The organism is Rufibacter sp. XAAS-G3-1 (assembly GCF_013623775.1).
Taxonomy (GTDB): domain Bacteria; phylum Bacteroidota; class Bacteroidia; order Cytophagales; family Hymenobacteraceae; genus Nibribacter.
This window is the reverse complement of sequence record NZ_JABFAM010000014.1, coordinates 94,256-110,207: the sequence shown is the minus strand read 5'-3', so window position 1 is coordinate 110,207 and position 15,952 is coordinate 94,256. Positions and strand designations below refer to the sequence as shown.

General features: G+C 53.4%; 16 protein-coding genes. 9 read left to right on the top strand and 7 right to left on the bottom strand.

All coding sequences use genetic code 11. The annotated features are described in order from the left end of the window. The first annotated feature begins 70 nt into the window (after nt 1-70). The 4 genes from HHO50_RS16180 to HHO50_RS16165 all read left to right on the top strand — a co-directional run bounded on the left by HHO50_RS16180 (nt 71) and on the right by HHO50_RS16165 (nt 3,644). Nucleotides 71-316 carry a 4a-hydroxytetrahydrobiopterin dehydratase gene (locus HHO50_RS16180; RefSeq protein ID WP_181307389.1) on the top strand — a complete coding sequence of 82 codons (246 nt, stop codon included), beginning with the start codon at nt 71-73 and terminating at the stop codon, nt 314-316. A 190-nt stretch (nt 317-506) separates the two neighbouring features. Beyond that, nucleotides 507-1,196 carry a 16S rRNA (cytidine(1402)-2'-O)-methyltransferase gene (gene rsmI / locus HHO50_RS16175; protein ID WP_181307387.1) on the top strand — a complete coding sequence of 230 codons (690 nt, stop codon included), beginning with the start codon at nt 507-509 and terminating at the stop codon, nt 1,194-1,196. Nucleotides 1,197-1,224: 28 nt separating this feature from the next. Next, nucleotides 1,225-2,802, top strand: a complete 1,578-nt coding sequence (gene lnt / locus HHO50_RS16170) for an apolipoprotein N-acyltransferase (RefSeq protein ID WP_255478779.1) — start codon at nt 1,225-1,227, stop codon at nt 2,800-2,802. A gap of 41 nt (nt 2,803-2,843) precedes the next feature. Next, a complete protein-coding gene (locus HHO50_RS16165) occupies nt 2,844-3,644 on the top strand; it encodes an inositol monophosphatase family protein (RefSeq protein WP_255478778.1) in 801 nt (266 codons plus the stop codon). 596 nt (nt 3,645-4,240) lie between these two features. On the opposite strand, the gene HHO50_RS16160 is transcribed toward HHO50_RS16165, so the two are convergent. Together HHO50_RS16160 and HHO50_RS21360 are read right to left on the bottom strand one after the other, a co-directional pair. Then, nucleotides 4,241-4,504 (bottom strand): zf-TFIIB domain-containing protein, encoded by a 264-nt coding sequence (locus HHO50_RS16160; protein WP_181307380.1) that lies wholly within the window; start codon nt 4,502-4,504, stop codon nt 4,241-4,243. A gap of 369 nt (nt 4,505-4,873) precedes the next feature. Beyond that, nucleotides 4,874-5,008: a hypothetical protein gene (locus HHO50_RS21360; RefSeq protein ID WP_255478777.1), complete on the bottom strand. Its 135-nt coding sequence runs from the start codon at nt 5,006-5,008 to the stop codon at nt 4,874-4,876. A 46-nt stretch (nt 5,009-5,054) separates the two neighbouring features. Between HHO50_RS21360 and HHO50_RS16155 the strand changes: the two genes are divergently transcribed. Together HHO50_RS16155 and HHO50_RS16150 are read left to right on the top strand one after the other, a co-directional pair. Continuing rightward, nucleotides 5,055-5,237, top strand: a complete 183-nt coding sequence (locus HHO50_RS16155; RefSeq protein ID WP_181307378.1) for a FeoB-associated Cys-rich membrane protein — start codon at nt 5,055-5,057, stop codon at nt 5,235-5,237. Nucleotides 5,238-5,498: 261 nt separating this feature from the next. Beyond that, nucleotides 5,499-5,828, top strand: coding sequence for a hypothetical protein (locus HHO50_RS16150; protein ID WP_181307376.1), 330 nt, complete (start codon nt 5,499-5,501; stop codon nt 5,826-5,828). Nucleotides 5,829-5,874: 46 nt separating this feature from the next. On the opposite strand, the gene HHO50_RS16145 is transcribed toward HHO50_RS16150, so the two are convergent. The 4 genes from HHO50_RS16145 to radA all read right to left on the bottom strand — a co-directional run bounded on the left by HHO50_RS16145 (nt 5,875) and on the right by radA (nt 10,982). Continuing rightward, nucleotides 5,875-6,849, bottom strand: a complete 975-nt coding sequence (locus tag HHO50_RS16145) for a mechanosensitive ion channel (RefSeq protein ID WP_181307374.1) — start codon at nt 6,847-6,849, stop codon at nt 5,875-5,877. Between the two features lie 108 nt (nt 6,850-6,957). Further along, a complete protein-coding gene (locus HHO50_RS16140) occupies nt 6,958-7,983 on the bottom strand; it encodes a radical SAM/SPASM domain-containing protein (RefSeq protein WP_181307372.1) in 1,026 nt (341 codons plus the stop codon). 90 nt (nt 7,984-8,073) lie between these two features. Next, nucleotides 8,074-9,528 carry a TlpA disulfide reductase family protein gene (locus HHO50_RS16135; RefSeq protein ID WP_181307370.1) on the bottom strand — a complete coding sequence of 485 codons (1,455 nt, stop codon included), beginning with the start codon at nt 9,526-9,528 and terminating at the stop codon, nt 8,074-8,076. 74 nt (nt 9,529-9,602) lie between these two features. Beyond that, nucleotides 9,603-10,982 carry a DNA repair protein RadA gene (radA, locus tag HHO50_RS16130; RefSeq protein WP_181307367.1) on the bottom strand — a complete coding sequence of 460 codons (1,380 nt, stop codon included), beginning with the start codon at nt 10,980-10,982 and terminating at the stop codon, nt 9,603-9,605. Between the two features lie 205 nt (nt 10,983-11,187). On the opposite strand from radA, the gene HHO50_RS16125 reads away from it, so the two are divergent. From HHO50_RS16125 to HHO50_RS16115, 3 genes are all read left to right on the top strand, one after another. Next, complete coding sequence (locus tag HHO50_RS16125; protein WP_181307365.1) at nt 11,188-11,643, top strand: hypothetical protein; 456 nt, start codon at nt 11,188-11,190, stop codon at nt 11,641-11,643. Nucleotides 11,644-11,699: 56 nt separating this feature from the next. Next, entirely contained in the window at nt 11,700-12,773 is a 1,074-nt protein-coding gene (locus tag HHO50_RS16120; protein WP_181307364.1) for a hypothetical protein, read from the top strand. A gap of 89 nt (nt 12,774-12,862) precedes the next feature. After that, complete coding sequence (locus tag HHO50_RS16115) at nt 12,863-14,278, top strand: rRNA methyltransferase (RefSeq protein WP_181307362.1); 1,416 nt, start codon at nt 12,863-12,865, stop codon at nt 14,276-14,278. A gap of 233 nt (nt 14,279-14,511) precedes the next feature. Here HHO50_RS16115 and HHO50_RS16110 read toward each other — a convergent pair whose 3' ends face one another. Continuing rightward, the gene (locus tag HHO50_RS16110) at nt 14,512-15,699 is read right to left on the bottom strand and encodes a class I SAM-dependent rRNA methyltransferase (RefSeq protein ID WP_181307360.1); all 1,188 of its coding nucleotides are present in this window, start codon (nt 15,697-15,699) and stop codon (nt 14,512-14,514) included. Between the last annotated feature and the right edge of the window lie 253 nt (nt 15,700-15,952).

Here is a 15,952-nt window from a genome sequence, read left to right as displayed (position 1 = left end):
GTACAAACACTGAGGCGCAGGTAGCCCTAAATCATTTAGGCAGGCCGCCTATTTCTTTACAGATTTTAGTATGTGGACAGAGCAAGACAACCAACTTACCCAACGCTTCAAGTTCCGGGATTTCAAACAAGCCTTCGCCTTCATGACCGAGGTGGCCGTAGTGGCCGAGGAACTGAACCATCACCCGTGGTGGAGCAACAGCTGCAACCGCGTGGAAATCAGACTCACCACCCATGACGCTGGTAACACCGTCACAGAAAAAGACCACCTACTGGCGCAGCGCATCAGTGCCCTGGCAGAACGGTGCAATGCCTGAAGTCCGTTTCCAGGCTGTTTCTTGGGAATCAGTGCAAAAACGCCGTGTCTACATCTCCTGTTAGAAGCTGCGAGTACGTTTTATGGAGAACGTTTTGGGCCTGTTTTCCAGAAACCAGCCCATAAACGCGTTCCCAACTCAGAACTCAAGACTCAGAACTCAGGACTAAAATAATCAGTATCTTTGACCTATGGCCCAACCCGTAGAAGAGACCAGACTGTATTTAGTGCCCACGCCCATAGGCAACCTGGAGGACATTACCCTGCGGGCGATTCGTATCTTGAAAGAGGTGGACGTGGTGCTCGCCGAAGATACCCGCACCAGCGGCAAACTCCTGCACCACCTGGGCATTGACAAGCGCATGCACAGCCACCACCTGCACAATGAGCACAAAGCCGTGGCGCACCTGGTGGAACGCCTGAAGAAAGGCGAGAGGATGGCCATGGTCTCAGACGCCGGTACGCCGGGTATCTCTGACCCCGGTTTTTTGTTGGTGCGCGCCTGCGTGCAGGAAGGAATCAAGATTGAGTGCCTGCCCGGCCCTACCGCCTTTGTGCCGGCGCTGGTGAAATCGGGCTTCAGTACAGATAGGTTCACGTTTGAGGGTTTTCTGCCCATCAAGAAAGGAAGGCAGACACGCATACAGAGTCTGGCGCAGGAAGAACGCACCATGATCTTCTACGAGTCGCCGCACCGGGTACTTAAAACGCTGGAGCAGTTCAAAGAAGTGTTCGGGGCGGGGCGCCTGGTCTCGGTGAGCCGCGAGATAAGTAAATTATTTGAGGAAACGTTGAATGGCACCCTGGAAGAGATGGTGCAGACGTTTACAACCAAAGCAATCAAAGGAGAATTTGTCATTGTTGTTCAAGGAAACAAATAATCGTTTTTACCTCCCGGGGCTGGCACTCATGAGCGCCTTCCTGCTGTGGTTGGGTTGGCCGGTGAAACCACTGGCTATTTTCTTGTTTATAGGCTGGGTGCCGTTCCTGTTCATGGAAAAGGCCATTTCTGAAAAAGTAGCCCCAAAACGAGGCCGCACGTTTTTCAAACACGCCTATCTGCTGCTGCTGCTCTGGAACATCTTCACCACCTATTGGGTAAGTTACTCCACGCTGGGCGGCGGTATTGCGGCCGTGGTGTTCAACGCGCTGTTCATGATGATGCCTATGATGGCGTTCTTCTGGACTAAACGGGCAGCAGGGAAAACCATTGGGTATCTCAGTTTGCCCGTGTACTGGATTGCGTTTGAGCAGTTTCACCTGAACTGGGATTTGAGCTGGCCTTGGCTCACGTTAGGAAACGGCTTTGCCTCGCTGCCAAGCTGGGTGCAATGGTATGAATACACGGGCTTTCTGGGTGGTTCGCTGTGGGTGTGGGGGGGGAACCTGTTGGTGTTCTTCGCGCTGACTTCTCCGGCCAAGAACTGGAGCAAATGGGTTGCCCCGGTGTTGACGTTCCTGTTGCCGCTGCTGCTGTCCTTCTACATTGGCAGCCAGTACCAGGAACAAGGCGAAACCGCCGAAGTAGTGGTGGTGCAGCCCAACGTAGACCCGTACAAAGAGAAGTTTGAGGGCGGCGAAGGCTACATTCCGTTTGAACAGCAATTTGAGCGTCTCATCAAGCTGTCTGAGCAGCAGATTACGCCTAACACCAAGTTTGTGCTCTGGCCCGAAACCTCCATCAGCAACGGCATCAACTGGGAAGAAAACTTCGGGATGAGTCCGGTGAGTTACGCCCTGCGCGATTTTCTGGCGCGGCACCCCGGCGTGGAGTTGGTCGCGGGAATTACCTCGGCCCGGTTGTACCCAGATTCTACCCAGCGAAGCAGCACGGCCCGTTTCCATGAGCAGGTGGGCTATTATGACGTGTACAATGCGGCTTTGCACTTCAAACCAACCGGCCAGCACGCGTTCTACCATAAGTCAAAGCTGGTGCCGGGCGTGGAGAAGACGCCGTACCCCGGTATGTTCAAAGCCTTGAAAATGTTCTCCATTGACCTGGGCGGCATTGCCGGCAACATGGGCTCGCAAGACACCCGGGCTGTTTTCAGGCATAGCCAGAATCCACAGCTGTCTGGCGCGCCGGTGGTGTGCTATGAGTCTATTTACGGCGAGTACGTGAGTGAGTACATCCGGAACGGGGCCAACGCCATCTTCATCATCACCAATGACGCCTGGTGGAGCGACAGCCCAGGCTACAAGCAGCACTTGGCCTACGCTTCTTTGCGGGCCATTGAAACCAGACGGGATGTGGCGCGTTCAGCCAATACGGGCATCTCGGGGTTCATCAACCAGAAAGGCGAACTGCTCCAGAAATCAGGTTGGTGGGTACCGGCGGCCCTGCGCGGACAAATCAGGTTCAACCAGACCCAAACGTTTTACACCCGCCACGGCGAATTCATTGGGCACGGAACCCAGTGGCTCGCGCTAGGCTTGGCGTTTTTGGCCTTATTTCTGGGATTTACCCGCAAAACCGGTAAAAGATAATCTATATGTATTCCGCCCCGGCGGATGCTTACTTTACAACTATGACAGACATATCCGCGCTCCGCGACCAGGTGGTACAGCTCACCAAAGAAGTAGGCAAGTTCATCTTGCAGGAAGCGGCCAACTTCGATGTTTCCAAGCTGGAGCACAAAGGCCTGAACAACCTGGTTTCTTACGTAGACAAAGAGGCCGAGCTGCGTTTGGTGGCCGGGCTGGAGAAGTTCTTGCCAGAGGCAGGCTTCATCACCGAAGAAGAAACCAAATCTGACCTGGCCGAGGAGTTCAACTGGATCATTGACCCGCTGGACGGTACCACCAACTTCATTCACGGCCTGCCGGTGTATTCGGTGAGCATTGCCTTGATGCAGAACGACGAGTTAGTGATTGGCGTGGTCTATGATATTACCCGCGATGAGTGCTACCACGCCATCAAAGGCGGCGGCGCTTACTGCAATGAGAAAAAGATTTCCGTTTCCCAAGCCCCAACCCTAGCTGATTCCCTTATTTCTACCGGTTTCCCCTACTACAGCTTTGACCTCCTGCAGAAATACCTGCAAGTGATGGGTTCCTTCATGCAGAGTTGCCACGGCGTGCGCCGCTTGGGTTCGGCCGCCTTGGACTTAGCCTACGTAGCCGCTGGTAAGTCTGAGGGGTACTTTGAGTTCAACATCCACTCCTATGACGTGGCCGGCGGAGCACTCTTGGTGCAGGAAGCGGGCGGTCAGGTAACAGATTTCAGAGGAGGCCAGGACTACGTGTTCGGGCGGCAGATCTGCGTGAGCAACAACCCCACGGTGCAGCAGGAAATGCTGAAGCTCATTGAGCCGTTCTGGAAAGAATAGGGAATTAATTGGTTTGTTTTGGGCTTTGCCTGAAGTTAGCTTTTGTAGGGAGGTTGGTGGGTGCACGCCTTTTGCTGTTCCCTCGGCTTGGCTGCTTTTTGCGTGGGTGCAAGTGCCATGCAGTTTGTTTATTGCTGGCGTGGCGGCTGGTTGATGCGGTGCCCTTATGCTGGGTTGTTGCATGGTTTCCCACCATGCGCTCACGGCCGCGGGGCCCCGTCTTCCCCTCTCGCACTGCCCTTTCGGCCTAAGAAGTCCTTTGCTCTTAGCTTTGTCTATTCAGGGCCAAAAGCGAGGCGCGCTCAGGGAAGACTGGAACTGGGGAAAGGAGCAGAAGCTATATCTATCAGTTCAGTACTTTTGCCCTCTAAAGCAGATACTTCCCCTTTGAAGGGGGCAAAAGGGATGTTTACACCAGCAGATATGCATTCCTTCCTCTTTCAAAGGCTATTCCCCTCTGGGAGATGAGTTCTGCCCTTCTCATTGTCAAGATACTCTAATCAAATAGCCCAATCCCATATCTTCCGGTAGGAGGATGCGGGATTGGGCTATTTTCTTGAAAGGAAGAGGGGCGGTTAGGTACCAGCTCAGGAGGACTAATCGAATAAATCGCTCAAGAAGGATCTTTTCTTTTGGTTCGGATGCTTTTTATGGTAATCGTTGCCATAGTCGCCATAGCCGTAGCGCTTGTAGTCAGAGTCATAGTTCTCCTTCTTGGAGTAATGGTCAGCAGAGCGTTCAATGATTTTTTCCAGTTCGCCCCGGTCAAGCCAGATGCCACGGCAGTTGGGGCAATAGTCAATCTCAATTCCGTTCTTATCGCTCATTAACAGCGTTTCATGGCAGGAGGGACATTTCATAGTTTTTTGATTTAGGGTTATTAAGTAATCAGATGTTAGCTGCTCTAATGAAAGAGCCTGCTTAGTTAAAACGTACCCAAAGCCGGGTTAGTATATGCCTTAGAGCATGTTTAAATTTCATCTTTGCGCTACAAACGGCCATAAAAAGAACCTGCGTTCGCCTTTTTCTCGCCCCGTAGCGCTGCTACGCGGCTCAAAAAACGCTTCCGCAGAACCTTTCTCTGGCCATTTTCGCCGGCAAACCTGAAATTTAAACAAGCTCTTAAGCCGAAGAGCCAAGAGAGACGCTCTGCTTTGCGTAGTGCCTCTTAAGGTTTAAGGACAAGTTTTGATTGAAGGACTGATACCATCCCGTTTAGGGAAGGCGTTTTAGGGGTGGTTTTTTAAAAATGGCCCAAAACAGCAAAGGGCTTTTCTGTAGGGCATTGCCGTTTTAGGGCTGCTTTTAGGGAAATAGCCCCAAAACAGCAATTGAGCTTCTGATGGCTGGAACTTGATTTCCATGGTTAAGATAAACTATTTGTACCTTTGGCAACGTTATGCACATGTTATGGTACAGGAAATCATCATTTTCTTCGTCTTTCTTTTAGCGGCGGCTTACCTGCTGCGTATGGGCTATAAGAGCTTTTTCACCAAAGAGGCCGGTTGCAACAAAGGTTGCGGCGGGGCCTGCTCCACCATTGACCTGGCTAAAATCCAGCGGGAGATAGAGGCAAAAAAGGCCTATAAATAATACGTACCCATTCACTTAAAAACAGGGGGAGCCGTTTCTAGCAGGAGCGGCTCCCTCTGTTTGTAAGCTTGCCTGCTTCCCGGCTCTTTTTAAGAAAACAGCCAAAAAGCGCCCTTCCCCGGCAAATGCTTTTGGTTGATGTGCCCGCATCAGAAAGCAGAAATATCATTTTCTTTGAATATAACTGGCAACCAGGCGTGGTTTTTACGTATAGTTCAGATACCATCAATGGATACTAAAACCATCTAAAAATACTGGGTTATGCAAGACAAAGAAGAACTCACCAGCCAAGTCAAAGTGGAGGCGAAACTAAGAAAAGAAGGGTATACAGAAGATTTCAGGGTAAGTGAAGACAACGTGCTTTTACCCCTTAAGGGAGACAAGGCCTACAGCGTAGAAGAAGTCAAAATTGTGGATTTCTACCGCTTTGAAGGCGAAACCAACCCCGATGATATGGCCATCCTCTACGCCATTGAATGCAATGACGGCACCAAAGGCACTATCTCTAACTCCTACGGCCCTTACGCCGACCAGAGCATTGACGCGTTCCTGAGGCTGGTAGAAGACCGGGGCAAAAAGATAGATAACTAATAGCGGTGATATCCTGCTGTTAAGAGCAGACAAAAACGGCCGAAGACTATTCTTCGGCCGTTTTTGTCTGCTCTTCTTTGGGAGCTTCCTCGTCTGGGGAAGCTTTCAACTTCATGGTGCTGGCATGGTGCGGCAAGTCTTCTTTCAGTTCTATAGATAAGTCTTTGCCGCCTTTCACCCCAAAATTGAGCGTAGTGATTGGGTATGGAATCTCAATGTTATGCTCATCAAAGGCTTTCTTGATCTTGATGATGGCATCGCTCTTGGCGTACACAAAATCTGTCTGGCGCTTGTAAGTAATCCAGTACCGTACCAGAAAGTTGATGCTGCTGTCGCCGAACTCTTCATACACCACCTCTACTTCTTTGCCCGAGATCATGTTCCGGATGTCTACCATGGCGCCTTTGACCACCTGCTGCACCCGCTCCAGATCTTCGGCGTAGGAAACCCCCACCTTTAAGTCAATCCGGCGGATGCCGTAGTGGGAGTAGTTGGTGAGGGCGGCTTCAAAGACCTTGCGGTTAGGCATCTTCACCAATTCGCCGGTCTGTCTTCTAATATCCACGGTGCGGAGGTTGATGCGCTCAATAGTCCCGAAGTGCTCGTTGGTCTCTATCACATCGCCCACAATAAACGGTTTCCTGAACGCAATGATTACCCCGGAGATGAAGTTGGCGGCTATGTCCTGAAAGGCGAAACCCAGGGCCAAACCAATGATACCGGCACCCGCCAACAAGGTGGTTACCGTTTTATCCAGCTTGAGGATGCTCAGGGTGAAGAAAATGCCCAGGGTAAGGGCACTCACATACACGGTGGTGCCCACCAGGTTGTTAAGCGCGCTGCTGTGGGTAAACCTGATGAGTAGTTTGTCTGAGGTGCGGCGCAAGAGCCGGGCCGCTATGAACGTAAGCACCAGCACCAGCATGGCCAAGAACAGGTTGGGCAGCATGAGCACAATCTGTTTCAGCCAGATCTCAAGTTTGCGCCATAAGAGTTGAAACGCTTCGTTTATATCAGTCACGGGTATGGGATAGAATTACTGGGAACCAGCCCTGGAACAAGGCCTAAGGCGCTAAATTCCTCATACGGAAGATCAGCTAAACTAGCTACAGAAACGAACGGAAACTGTTCAGCCCCAGACTTTGGTGCCTTCTGAGCAATTGCGGCACATCTCTATCTGGGCGCGGCCTTTTAGCAGCGAACCCCTGAACTTTTGGTACGAATCGCTTTTCCAGAGTTCCTTGAAACTCTGCTGTTGCAGGTTGCCCAGACGGTAATGCGCGTCTTTGTCAAAGCAGCAGGGCACCACCAGCCCGTCCCAGGTGATGACGCAGGAATGCCACATCTTCCAGCAGCCGTCTATCAGTTTGTTCTTCAGCGAATAGGTGCCGTTGGGCTGCGCCTGGTACCGTGAGTAGTAGTCTATGGTAGGAATAAGCGGCGAGCCGTGCTCGTAGTCGTAAATCTGGGCGGTCTTGAACCAGACATCATCCACGCCTAGTTCCTTGGCTAATTGTTTGGCTTCGTCTATCTGGTGCTCATTGGGGCGCACCACCAGAAACTGGAAAATAAGGTACGGGGTTTTAGACTTGAGTTCGCGTTTGTACTTCACCAGCCGCTTGGTGCCCTCCAGTACCTTGTCCAGCTTTCCGCCTACGCGGTATTGTTTGTACACGTCCTGGGTGGTGCCGTCCAGAGAGATGATGAGCCGATCCAGGCCAGATTCCACGGTGCGGCGGGCATTTTCTTCGGTCAGGTAGTGGGCGTTGGTAGAAGTAGCGGTGTACAGACCTTTTTTAGAAGCATAGCTGACCAAATCCAGAAACGAGGGGTGCAGGTACGGTTCGCCCTGAAAGTAAAACAGCAGGTACAGCAAGCGGTTGTGCAACTGGTCAATGGTCTGCTTGAAAAGACTGTCTGACAACATGCCCGTAGGCCGCGTGAACGACCGAAGACCGCTGGGGCATTCGGGGCAGCGCAGGTTGCAGGAAGTGGTAGGCTCAAACGAAATACTGACCGGGCTGCCCCAGTGCCGGGGTTTCTTGGTAAGACGGGCCAACGCATAGCTGCTCACCACCTGTAGTGCGTTCCAGGCGCGCCGCGGCGTGAGCTTAGATGCCAAATTCAATCCGTCTTGAAAGGTGCCTCGGGTCAAGGTGCTGCGCGAAAGTAAAATATGGGTTGCTTACGTAAACCGCCCCTATTTCTGATTTAAACCTGTTTTCCCAAAAGTACGCAAAAAACGCTACTTGCGGGCAGATTTGCGGTACAGGTCTACGGCGGCGGCTACCTCACGGGCACCTTCGGCGTGGCCGGGCCGGCGCGCGTTGGTACTGATGAGCGTGCCGTCTGGGGCAATGAGGAAATAGGCCGGGAACGAAGTCACGTCATAGTCTTTCAGAATCTGGGCCGATAAATCTGGGGCGTACAACTGCACGCCGGGCAGTTTCTTCTGGGCCATGCTCTGCTTCCACGCCTGTAAGTCCTCTCCCACCGATACCTGCACCAGCACAATGCCCTTATCTGCTAGCTGCTCGGCGAAATACTTGTAGGCTTGTTGGTCAACGGTACAGATGCCGCAGTGCGTGCGCCAGAAACCCAGGTACACCATCTTATCTTTGAAGCTGCTCAAGGAAACATTCTCGCCGGTGGCGGATAAAAGGGTGAACGCCGGGGCCGGGCTGCCCAAGCCTACCCTTCTGAACTGTTTGTACTGGGTTTGGATAAAAGACACGTAATTCGCGTCTTTGACTTCTTTCTGAAAATCCAGGTACATGGCGTCTGCGTCTGGTACGTACCCAAACCGCAGGGTCTGCGAAAGAATGCGCGACAGCAGCATGTCCCGCGCGGGCCCCTGCAGTTCTTTCTTGGCTAAGCTGTACAGGTTAGGGTAATAGTCGCGCTCCAGGCTGGCGGGTTTTTCCTGCAGGACTCTGTACTGGAAATAGTTGTTCAGGAAATCTAGGTACGCCTGGTTTCTGAGGGCTCCCGGCGCGTTCAGGTTTACTTGCTTCAGGAAATCATAGTAGTTGGCCGAAAGCTGGGGAGGCAAATCACCCACGCGTTTGCGTACGTCTGCGTACGTGAGCCGGTCATTGGCGTAGCCGAAGTTAATCTGCGCCTGCACGTAGCCTTTAAACGCTTCTGACACTTGGGCGCTTTTCAGGAACTTGTCCAGAAACTTAAGTTGGTCTTGCTTCCGTTCTTCTAGAAACAGCAGAAACTCCTTTTCGCGCTTGTGGATGTTGTCTGGCAGCACTTGGTAATCTTCCTCTTCTTCAAACTTGCGCTCAAACTGAATCAGGAAGTTGTTCTCATCAAACCCTTTGCCTTTCAGTTTCACGCTGCTCACCATGTCTTCGGCATCGGCGCGAACATCCAGTTGGTCGCCGGGTTGCAGGAACAGCATGATGGACTCGGGGCCGTGTACCAATTCGCCCAGCATGGGCTCTGCTACCGGCGCGGTAAGCGTGAATTCGCCGTTTTTGCCCAGGGCCACCGTGTACGAAACGCCGGAGTACGCCGCCGGAACCGTATACAGTTCCAACAGCACGCTGTCACTGACGGCATTCTCTATTTTACCGGTAAGCGTGACTTTGGTCTGCGCCCAGCCCGTAGAAATAGTGCTAAAGCAAAGCGCCAGGCAGAGCGCGACCGAAGCCAGGAAGCCTTTGGAGGGGGAGTATTTCTGGAAGAACATAGAATAAGATAAAATCTGTGGTCTATTATTGCTGCGTAACGACAGATTCTATAAAAATAGTTCAAAGAAAAACTTTATCCAAATAAACCACTGAAGACTTCCTCCAGTCGGCTGGCGGCATGAATCCTGATGCTGAAGCGGCTTAAGTCCACTCCTTTCTTATTATACTTAGAGATATAAATATCCTGAAAACCCAATTTCTCGGCTTCGGAGATGCGTTGTTCAATGCGGTGAACGGCGCGTACCTCACCCCCTAAGCCTACCTCGGCGGCAAAACAGGTGGTATGCGGAATGGCTACGTCTTCAAAGGAAGAGAGCAAGGCGGCGCAGATGGCTAAGTCCAAGGCCGGGTCTTCCACTTTCAGGCCTCCGGCGATGTTCAGGAATACGTCCTGCGTACCCAGCTTGAAACCGCCGCGCTTCTCTAGCACCGCCAGCAGCATGTTCAGGCGTTTGGCGTCAAAGCCGGTGGTGCTGCGTTGCGGGGTGCCGTACGTGGCGGGCGTGACCAGGCTCTGCACCTCAATCAAAAGCGGACGGTTCCCTTCCATGGTGCCGCCAATGGTGATACCGCTGAATGCCTCCTCGCGCTGTGAAATCAGAATCTCAGACGGGTTGCTCACTTCGCGCAGGCCCGTGCCCAGCATCTCGTAAATGCCCAGTTCAGACGTAGACCCGAACCGGTTTTTGGTGGTGCGCAGAATACGGTAGGTCATGTGGCGGTCGCCCTCAAATTGCAAGACCGTGTCTACCATGTGTTCCAGAATCTTCGGCCCGGCCAGGTTGCCTTCTTTGGTGATGTGCCCAATCAAAAACACCGGCGTGCCGCTTTCCTTCGCGAATTTAAGCAGCTCCGCCGTACACTCGCGTACCTGGGCCACGCTGCCCGCGCCGCTCTCAATAAAGGAGGAGTGCAGCGTCTGGATGGAGTCAATAATCAGGACATCGGGCTGGAGTTGTTCTATCTGCTTGAAGATGTTTTGGGTGCCGGTCTCGGTGAGGATAAAACAGTTGGGGTGTTTGGTGCCCAGCCGTTCGGCCCGCATCTTAATTTGTTGTTCGCTTTCCTCGCCAGAGATATAGAGTACGCGCTGGCTGCCCAAACTCAGGGCAATCTGGAGCATGAGCGTAGATTTCCCGATGCCGGGTTCGCCGCCAATCAAGACCATGGAACCGGGCACAATGCCGCCGCCCAGTACCCGGTTCAGTTCGGCGTCCTGGGTGGTGATGCGCGCCTGTTCTGAGTAGGTGATTTCTGCGATGGCTTTGGGTTTGCTGGCCACCTGCTGGCTGCTGGTGCCCACTTTCCAGGCGGTGGTAGGCGTCACGTCTTCGCGCGACACCACTTCCTCTACGTAGGTGTTCCATTCGCCGCAGGCCGGGCACCGGCCAATCCACTTAGCCGACTGCGCCCCGCAGCTCTGGCAGAAATATGAAGTTCTGATTTTAGCCATAAGAATGATTTCCGCGCCGCGAAAAAGCTATATGTAATGCTTGGGCGGCAGATAATGCGGTTACAGAGATAACAAATTTAGCATAGAAATAGTCCGTTTACCGCCTGGTTTTCTGGAAATAGCCCAAAAAGAAAGCCGATGCTTTCGTGGGTTCATCCATAAGGGTTCCTTTTCCGTTCATAGATTCTACCTTAACCCAAAGAACATGAAGAAGATAAGAATCATAATGGCCGGTACGCTTTTTACCTTCCTTGCATTCTACCTGACCGCGTGCCAGACCATGGCTCCGGTTGGAACGGATGCTACGGCCAACGCCACCGGAACCGATGCCACCGCCGAGATGGATACCGTCATTAGGTACTCGCCGCAGCGGGTAGACGTGCGTGGGGTCATTTCCCAGCGGGAATACAGCCAGGGGCAGATGCTTATTCTGGTGGAAGGCGTGACAGACCAGAACTCCAGGTTCAGCCGGGCCGTGGTGTTAGTGACGCCCATTACGCAGATTGTAGGGTTGAACGGAAGAAGCATCAGCTTGAGCGAACTGCAGAACGGCCAGCAGGTGGCTATTCAGTTCCGGGGCCGTTTCCGCGAGTCCATAGGAGGTTTCTCGGCGCAAGCCACCGCCCGTAAAATGTGGATAGAGCCGCTGGGAGGGTATTGATTATGAGCCGATTTCCGTAAATTGCACCCAAATCAGGATTATTTTTTGCGTGCGGTATGGGTAGCTCTCTTTCTACGTTTGCGCTGGCTCTTTGCGGGCTGCTTCTAAGTTTCACTTTCATAGGTTCGGCCCAGCCGGGGAAAGCCATTAAAATAGCTGATCTGGACGTGCAGGTGGCGGGCGCCAAAGAACCGGCTACCCACCTGCAATATGCGTTTCAGGCCGGTGACGTTTTGGTGCTGGATTTGGAAAACAAGTCTAAAACCAACTATAAAGTGACGGTGCAGGAGTATTTCTCCAATTCGCCGCTGTACAGCACAGCCGAAACCAAGAAACTGAACAACCTCAAACTCACCATTCCGCAGAAATCGGTGTACACCATTATTTTGCAGAGTTTGTCTGAGGTGAGCACCCGCAGCCATTTCACGCTCACCCGCATTCCGGGCAGCGCGGCCACGCAGCATTTCAGCACGCACGTGGCTTGGCGCACCGTGCAAGATACCACCTGGGCTACCGCCACCGAAAAAGTGCTGGTGAAAAACGACCTGAAAGCCGAGACGGTGGTGGACAAGAGTTTCCATTTGGCTTCCCTCACCAGCCTTACCAGCCACAACCGCAGCACTGAACGCTTTAAGTTGCCCGCCAATACCAAACATTGGGTGTATTGGGTAGGCGTGGGGCAGGAATCGGTGCAGGCGCTGCAGGAAACGGGCAAGACGCTGGCCAAAGGTGCCACCGCGTTGCTGACCGGGAGCAACCCGCTGGTGGCGTTCGGGCTGGGTTTGCTGCCGCAATTGCCGCAGGTGAAGTCCAGCGGGTACATCAGCTATTACCTGTTGAATAAAAACAGTGCCTACCTGTTCACCGAGGACGAAGACGGCTGGAAACCCTATGGGGTAGCCAAAGGCCAGGACGTGCTTTCTGATTACGGCAAAGTGCTGGCCAGCCAAACCCCCAAAACCGATGATGGGTACCTGTACCTGGGTTTTGAGAACCCCAGCACCATTACCGGCCTGGATTTGACCCTGAAGGTGGTAGCGTTTGTAGACAACCCCGTGTACCAGACCCGCACCGTGCGCAAACCCGCCAAAATCACCACCCGTCGCGAACCCATTCTGGCAGCCGAGTAAATCTGTTTAAGGCGTGTTTTTCTGAAAACAGCCCTCAAACAGAAGTCGTATCTTTGCCGACGCTTCGGCCTTTGCCGGGCACTCGTTGTATGAGCCCAGAGCTTCCCGTTTCTTTCCAGACCCGCATGCAGACGCAGTTAGGCGATGCCTACGCCGCGTTCGCCCATGCCTTGGCCCAGCCCTCGCCCACCAGCGTGCGGGTGAACCAAGCCAAAATGGCGCTGCCCATCAGTTTGCCCAAAGTGCCCTGGACGGAAACCGGATTTTATCTATCGGCTAGGCCGAGTTTTACCTTAGACCCCATGTTCCACGGCGGCGCGTATTACGTGCAGGAGGCCAGTTCCATGTTTCTGGAGCAAGCCCTGCGGCAAAGCGTAGATTTGAGCCAGCCGTTGGCGGTGCTGGACTTGTGCGGCGCCCCCGGCGGAAAATCGACCCACATTGCCTCGCTTCTCTCCCCAGAAAGCCTGCTGGTGGCCAACGAGGTCATCAAACCCAGAGCCAACATTCTGGCCGAGAACATCCAGAAATGGGGCAGCGGCAACGTAGTAGTTACCAACAATGACCCCAGCCACCTAGGGCAACTCACCGGTTTCTTTGACGTGCTGGTGGTAGACGCGCCCTGCTCGGGTGAAGGCATGTTCCGCAAAGACCCCGATGCCATGAACGAGTGGTCGGAAGCCAACGTGAAACTGTGCTCTGAGCGGCAACGGCGTATCTTGATGGACGTGTGGGACGCCCTCAAACCCGGCGGTGTGCTCATTTACAGCACCTGTACCTACAACCTGGAAGAAAACGAAGAGAACCTGGCCTGGCTGGCCCGCCAGCAAGACGCGGAAGCCATCCCATTACAACTGCAACCTGATTGGGGCGTTACCGAAACCCAACTGGAAGGCATGCGCGGCTACCGCTTCTACCCGCACCAAACCCAGGGCGAAGGCTTCTTCCTGGCCTCCGTCCGGAAAACCGGGGGCGAAGAAGCCCGCACGTTCAAGAAAAGCAAGCGCCCCTACTTGGTCTCCGCCTCCAAACAGGAGAAAGCACTGGTGCAGGATTGGCTAAATGAGCCCGAAAACTGGGAACTGGTGAAGCACAAAGAAGTCCTGCGTGCCCTGCCCTCCGCCTGGATGCTGGAACTGGAACAACTCTATGAGAACCTGCGGGTGGTCTACGGCGGCATTGAACTGGCCGAGGTCATGAAGAACAACGCCAAACCCCAGCCCGCTCTCGCTTTGTCGCAGCACTTATCCCCAACTGCTTTCCCCCACGCCGAAGTAGATTTGGCCACCGCCCTACGTTACCTGCACCGTGAAGACATCACCTTGGATAACTCGGCCAACGGTTGGGTGCTGGTGCAGTTCAACGGCGTAGCGCTGGGTTGGGGCAAGAAACTCCAGAACCGGGTGAACAACCACTACCCCAAAGAATGGCGCATACGCATGAGCCTGGATGAAGCCTTGAAACCGGAGAAGGTGGACGGGCTGTTTACGCTGGGCAACCAGTAGTGCGTATCCGGAGTTAGATTTCTATTCTGTTTTTAACCCGATTTTACCAAAACAGACCAGAAACTAGGGGCGAATTTAAAACTTGGAAGTGCATAGCAGGAAGCAAATTCCTCTTTTTAATCTGTTTTTACCAAGATAAGCCAAAAACGGAAAGCCCCGGCAGTTTATAAACAGCCGGGGCTTTCCGTTTTTATTTTAGAAGAAGGCTGTGGTCTTGATCCTGAACCAAGCGTCTATTCCACGTACAGCACCAAGCCTTTCAAATACTCGCCTTCTGGGTGGAAGATGCTGATGGGGTGGTCGGCGGGTTGCGAGAGGTGGTGCATGACTTTCACGTTGCGGCCCGCTTCAATGGCGGCCGCCATCACGGTGCTCTGGAAAAGGTATTTGTCTACCACGCCGGAGCAGGAGAACGTGAAGATAATGCCGCCGGGCTTTATTTTCTGGATGGCCTCGGCATTCAGGCGTTTGTAGCCCATGAGCGCGTTGTGGCGCACTTTCTGACTTTTCGCGAAGGCGGGTGGGTCTAGCACAATCAAATCATACTGGTTTTCGCGGCCCTTCATGAAATCAAAGGTATCAGCCGCAAAGGCTTCGTGGCGTTCTTGGCCGTGGTTGAGGGCGGCGTTCTGGTCGGTGAGGTCAATGGCTTTTTTGGAGACATCCACGGAGTGCACCAAGGTAGCCCCGGCGTTAAGCGCGTAGATGGAGAAGCCGCCGGTGTAGCAGAAGGTGTTGAGCACCGCTTTGCCTTTGGAGTAGTGCGCCAGCAACTGGCGGTTCTCGCGCTGGTCAATGAAAAAGCCGGTTTTCTGGCCCGTTACCCAGTCTACCAGAAATTTGTTGCCGTTCTCGGTGACCACGTGGGGCACGGGCGTATCGCCAATGAGGTAGCCGTTCTGGCCTTGCTCAGTGCCCTTGCCGGGCAAGGTCTCGGCGCTTTTATCGTAGACCGCCGTCAGTATTCCGTCATAAACCTCTATCAGCGCTTGCGCGATGTGTTGTCGCACGTGGAACATTCCTACGTTGTGCGCCTGCAGCACGGCGGTATTGCCGTACACGTCTATGATGAGGCCGGGCAAGTTATCGCCTTCGGCGAAGACCAAGCGGTAAACATCCGTATCTGGGGTGTCCAGGAAGCCTTGCTCGCGGCGGTAATCTATGGCCCGCTGAACGCGGCTTTTCCAGAAGGCGTAGTCTGGCTCAATTTCTTCAAAGGAGAAGATGCGTACGGCAATGGAGCCCGGCTGGAAGTGCCCGATGCCCAGGAACTCGCGGCGGTTGGTGTACACGGCCACTATGTCGCCTTCCTGCACGTCGGCCTCCACTTTCTTGATGGCCCCCGAGAAAACCCACGGGTGGAAACGTTTGAGCGAGTGTTCTTTGCCCGCGTGTAAGAGTATAGAAGGAAGTTGTGCCATAGCGAAGGGTACGGGAAAGAAATGACGTGCGTTTTAAGGTTGTTTTTGCAAAAATGAGTAAAAAATCCGGCTTTGCGGAAAATGGCTGGCTGGTTCTTCGGGAACTCATGGGAGAAGTTGGCTCCCCTACCAGCATTAGCTCTACCCAATCGCAGTGGGGGAGGGCCGTGCCGAGAGGCAGGTGAAAGAAAAGCAGCTCTGTTTTTAGCCCCTTTTTCCAGAAACAAGCCTTAAACGCACACGAAGAAATGCG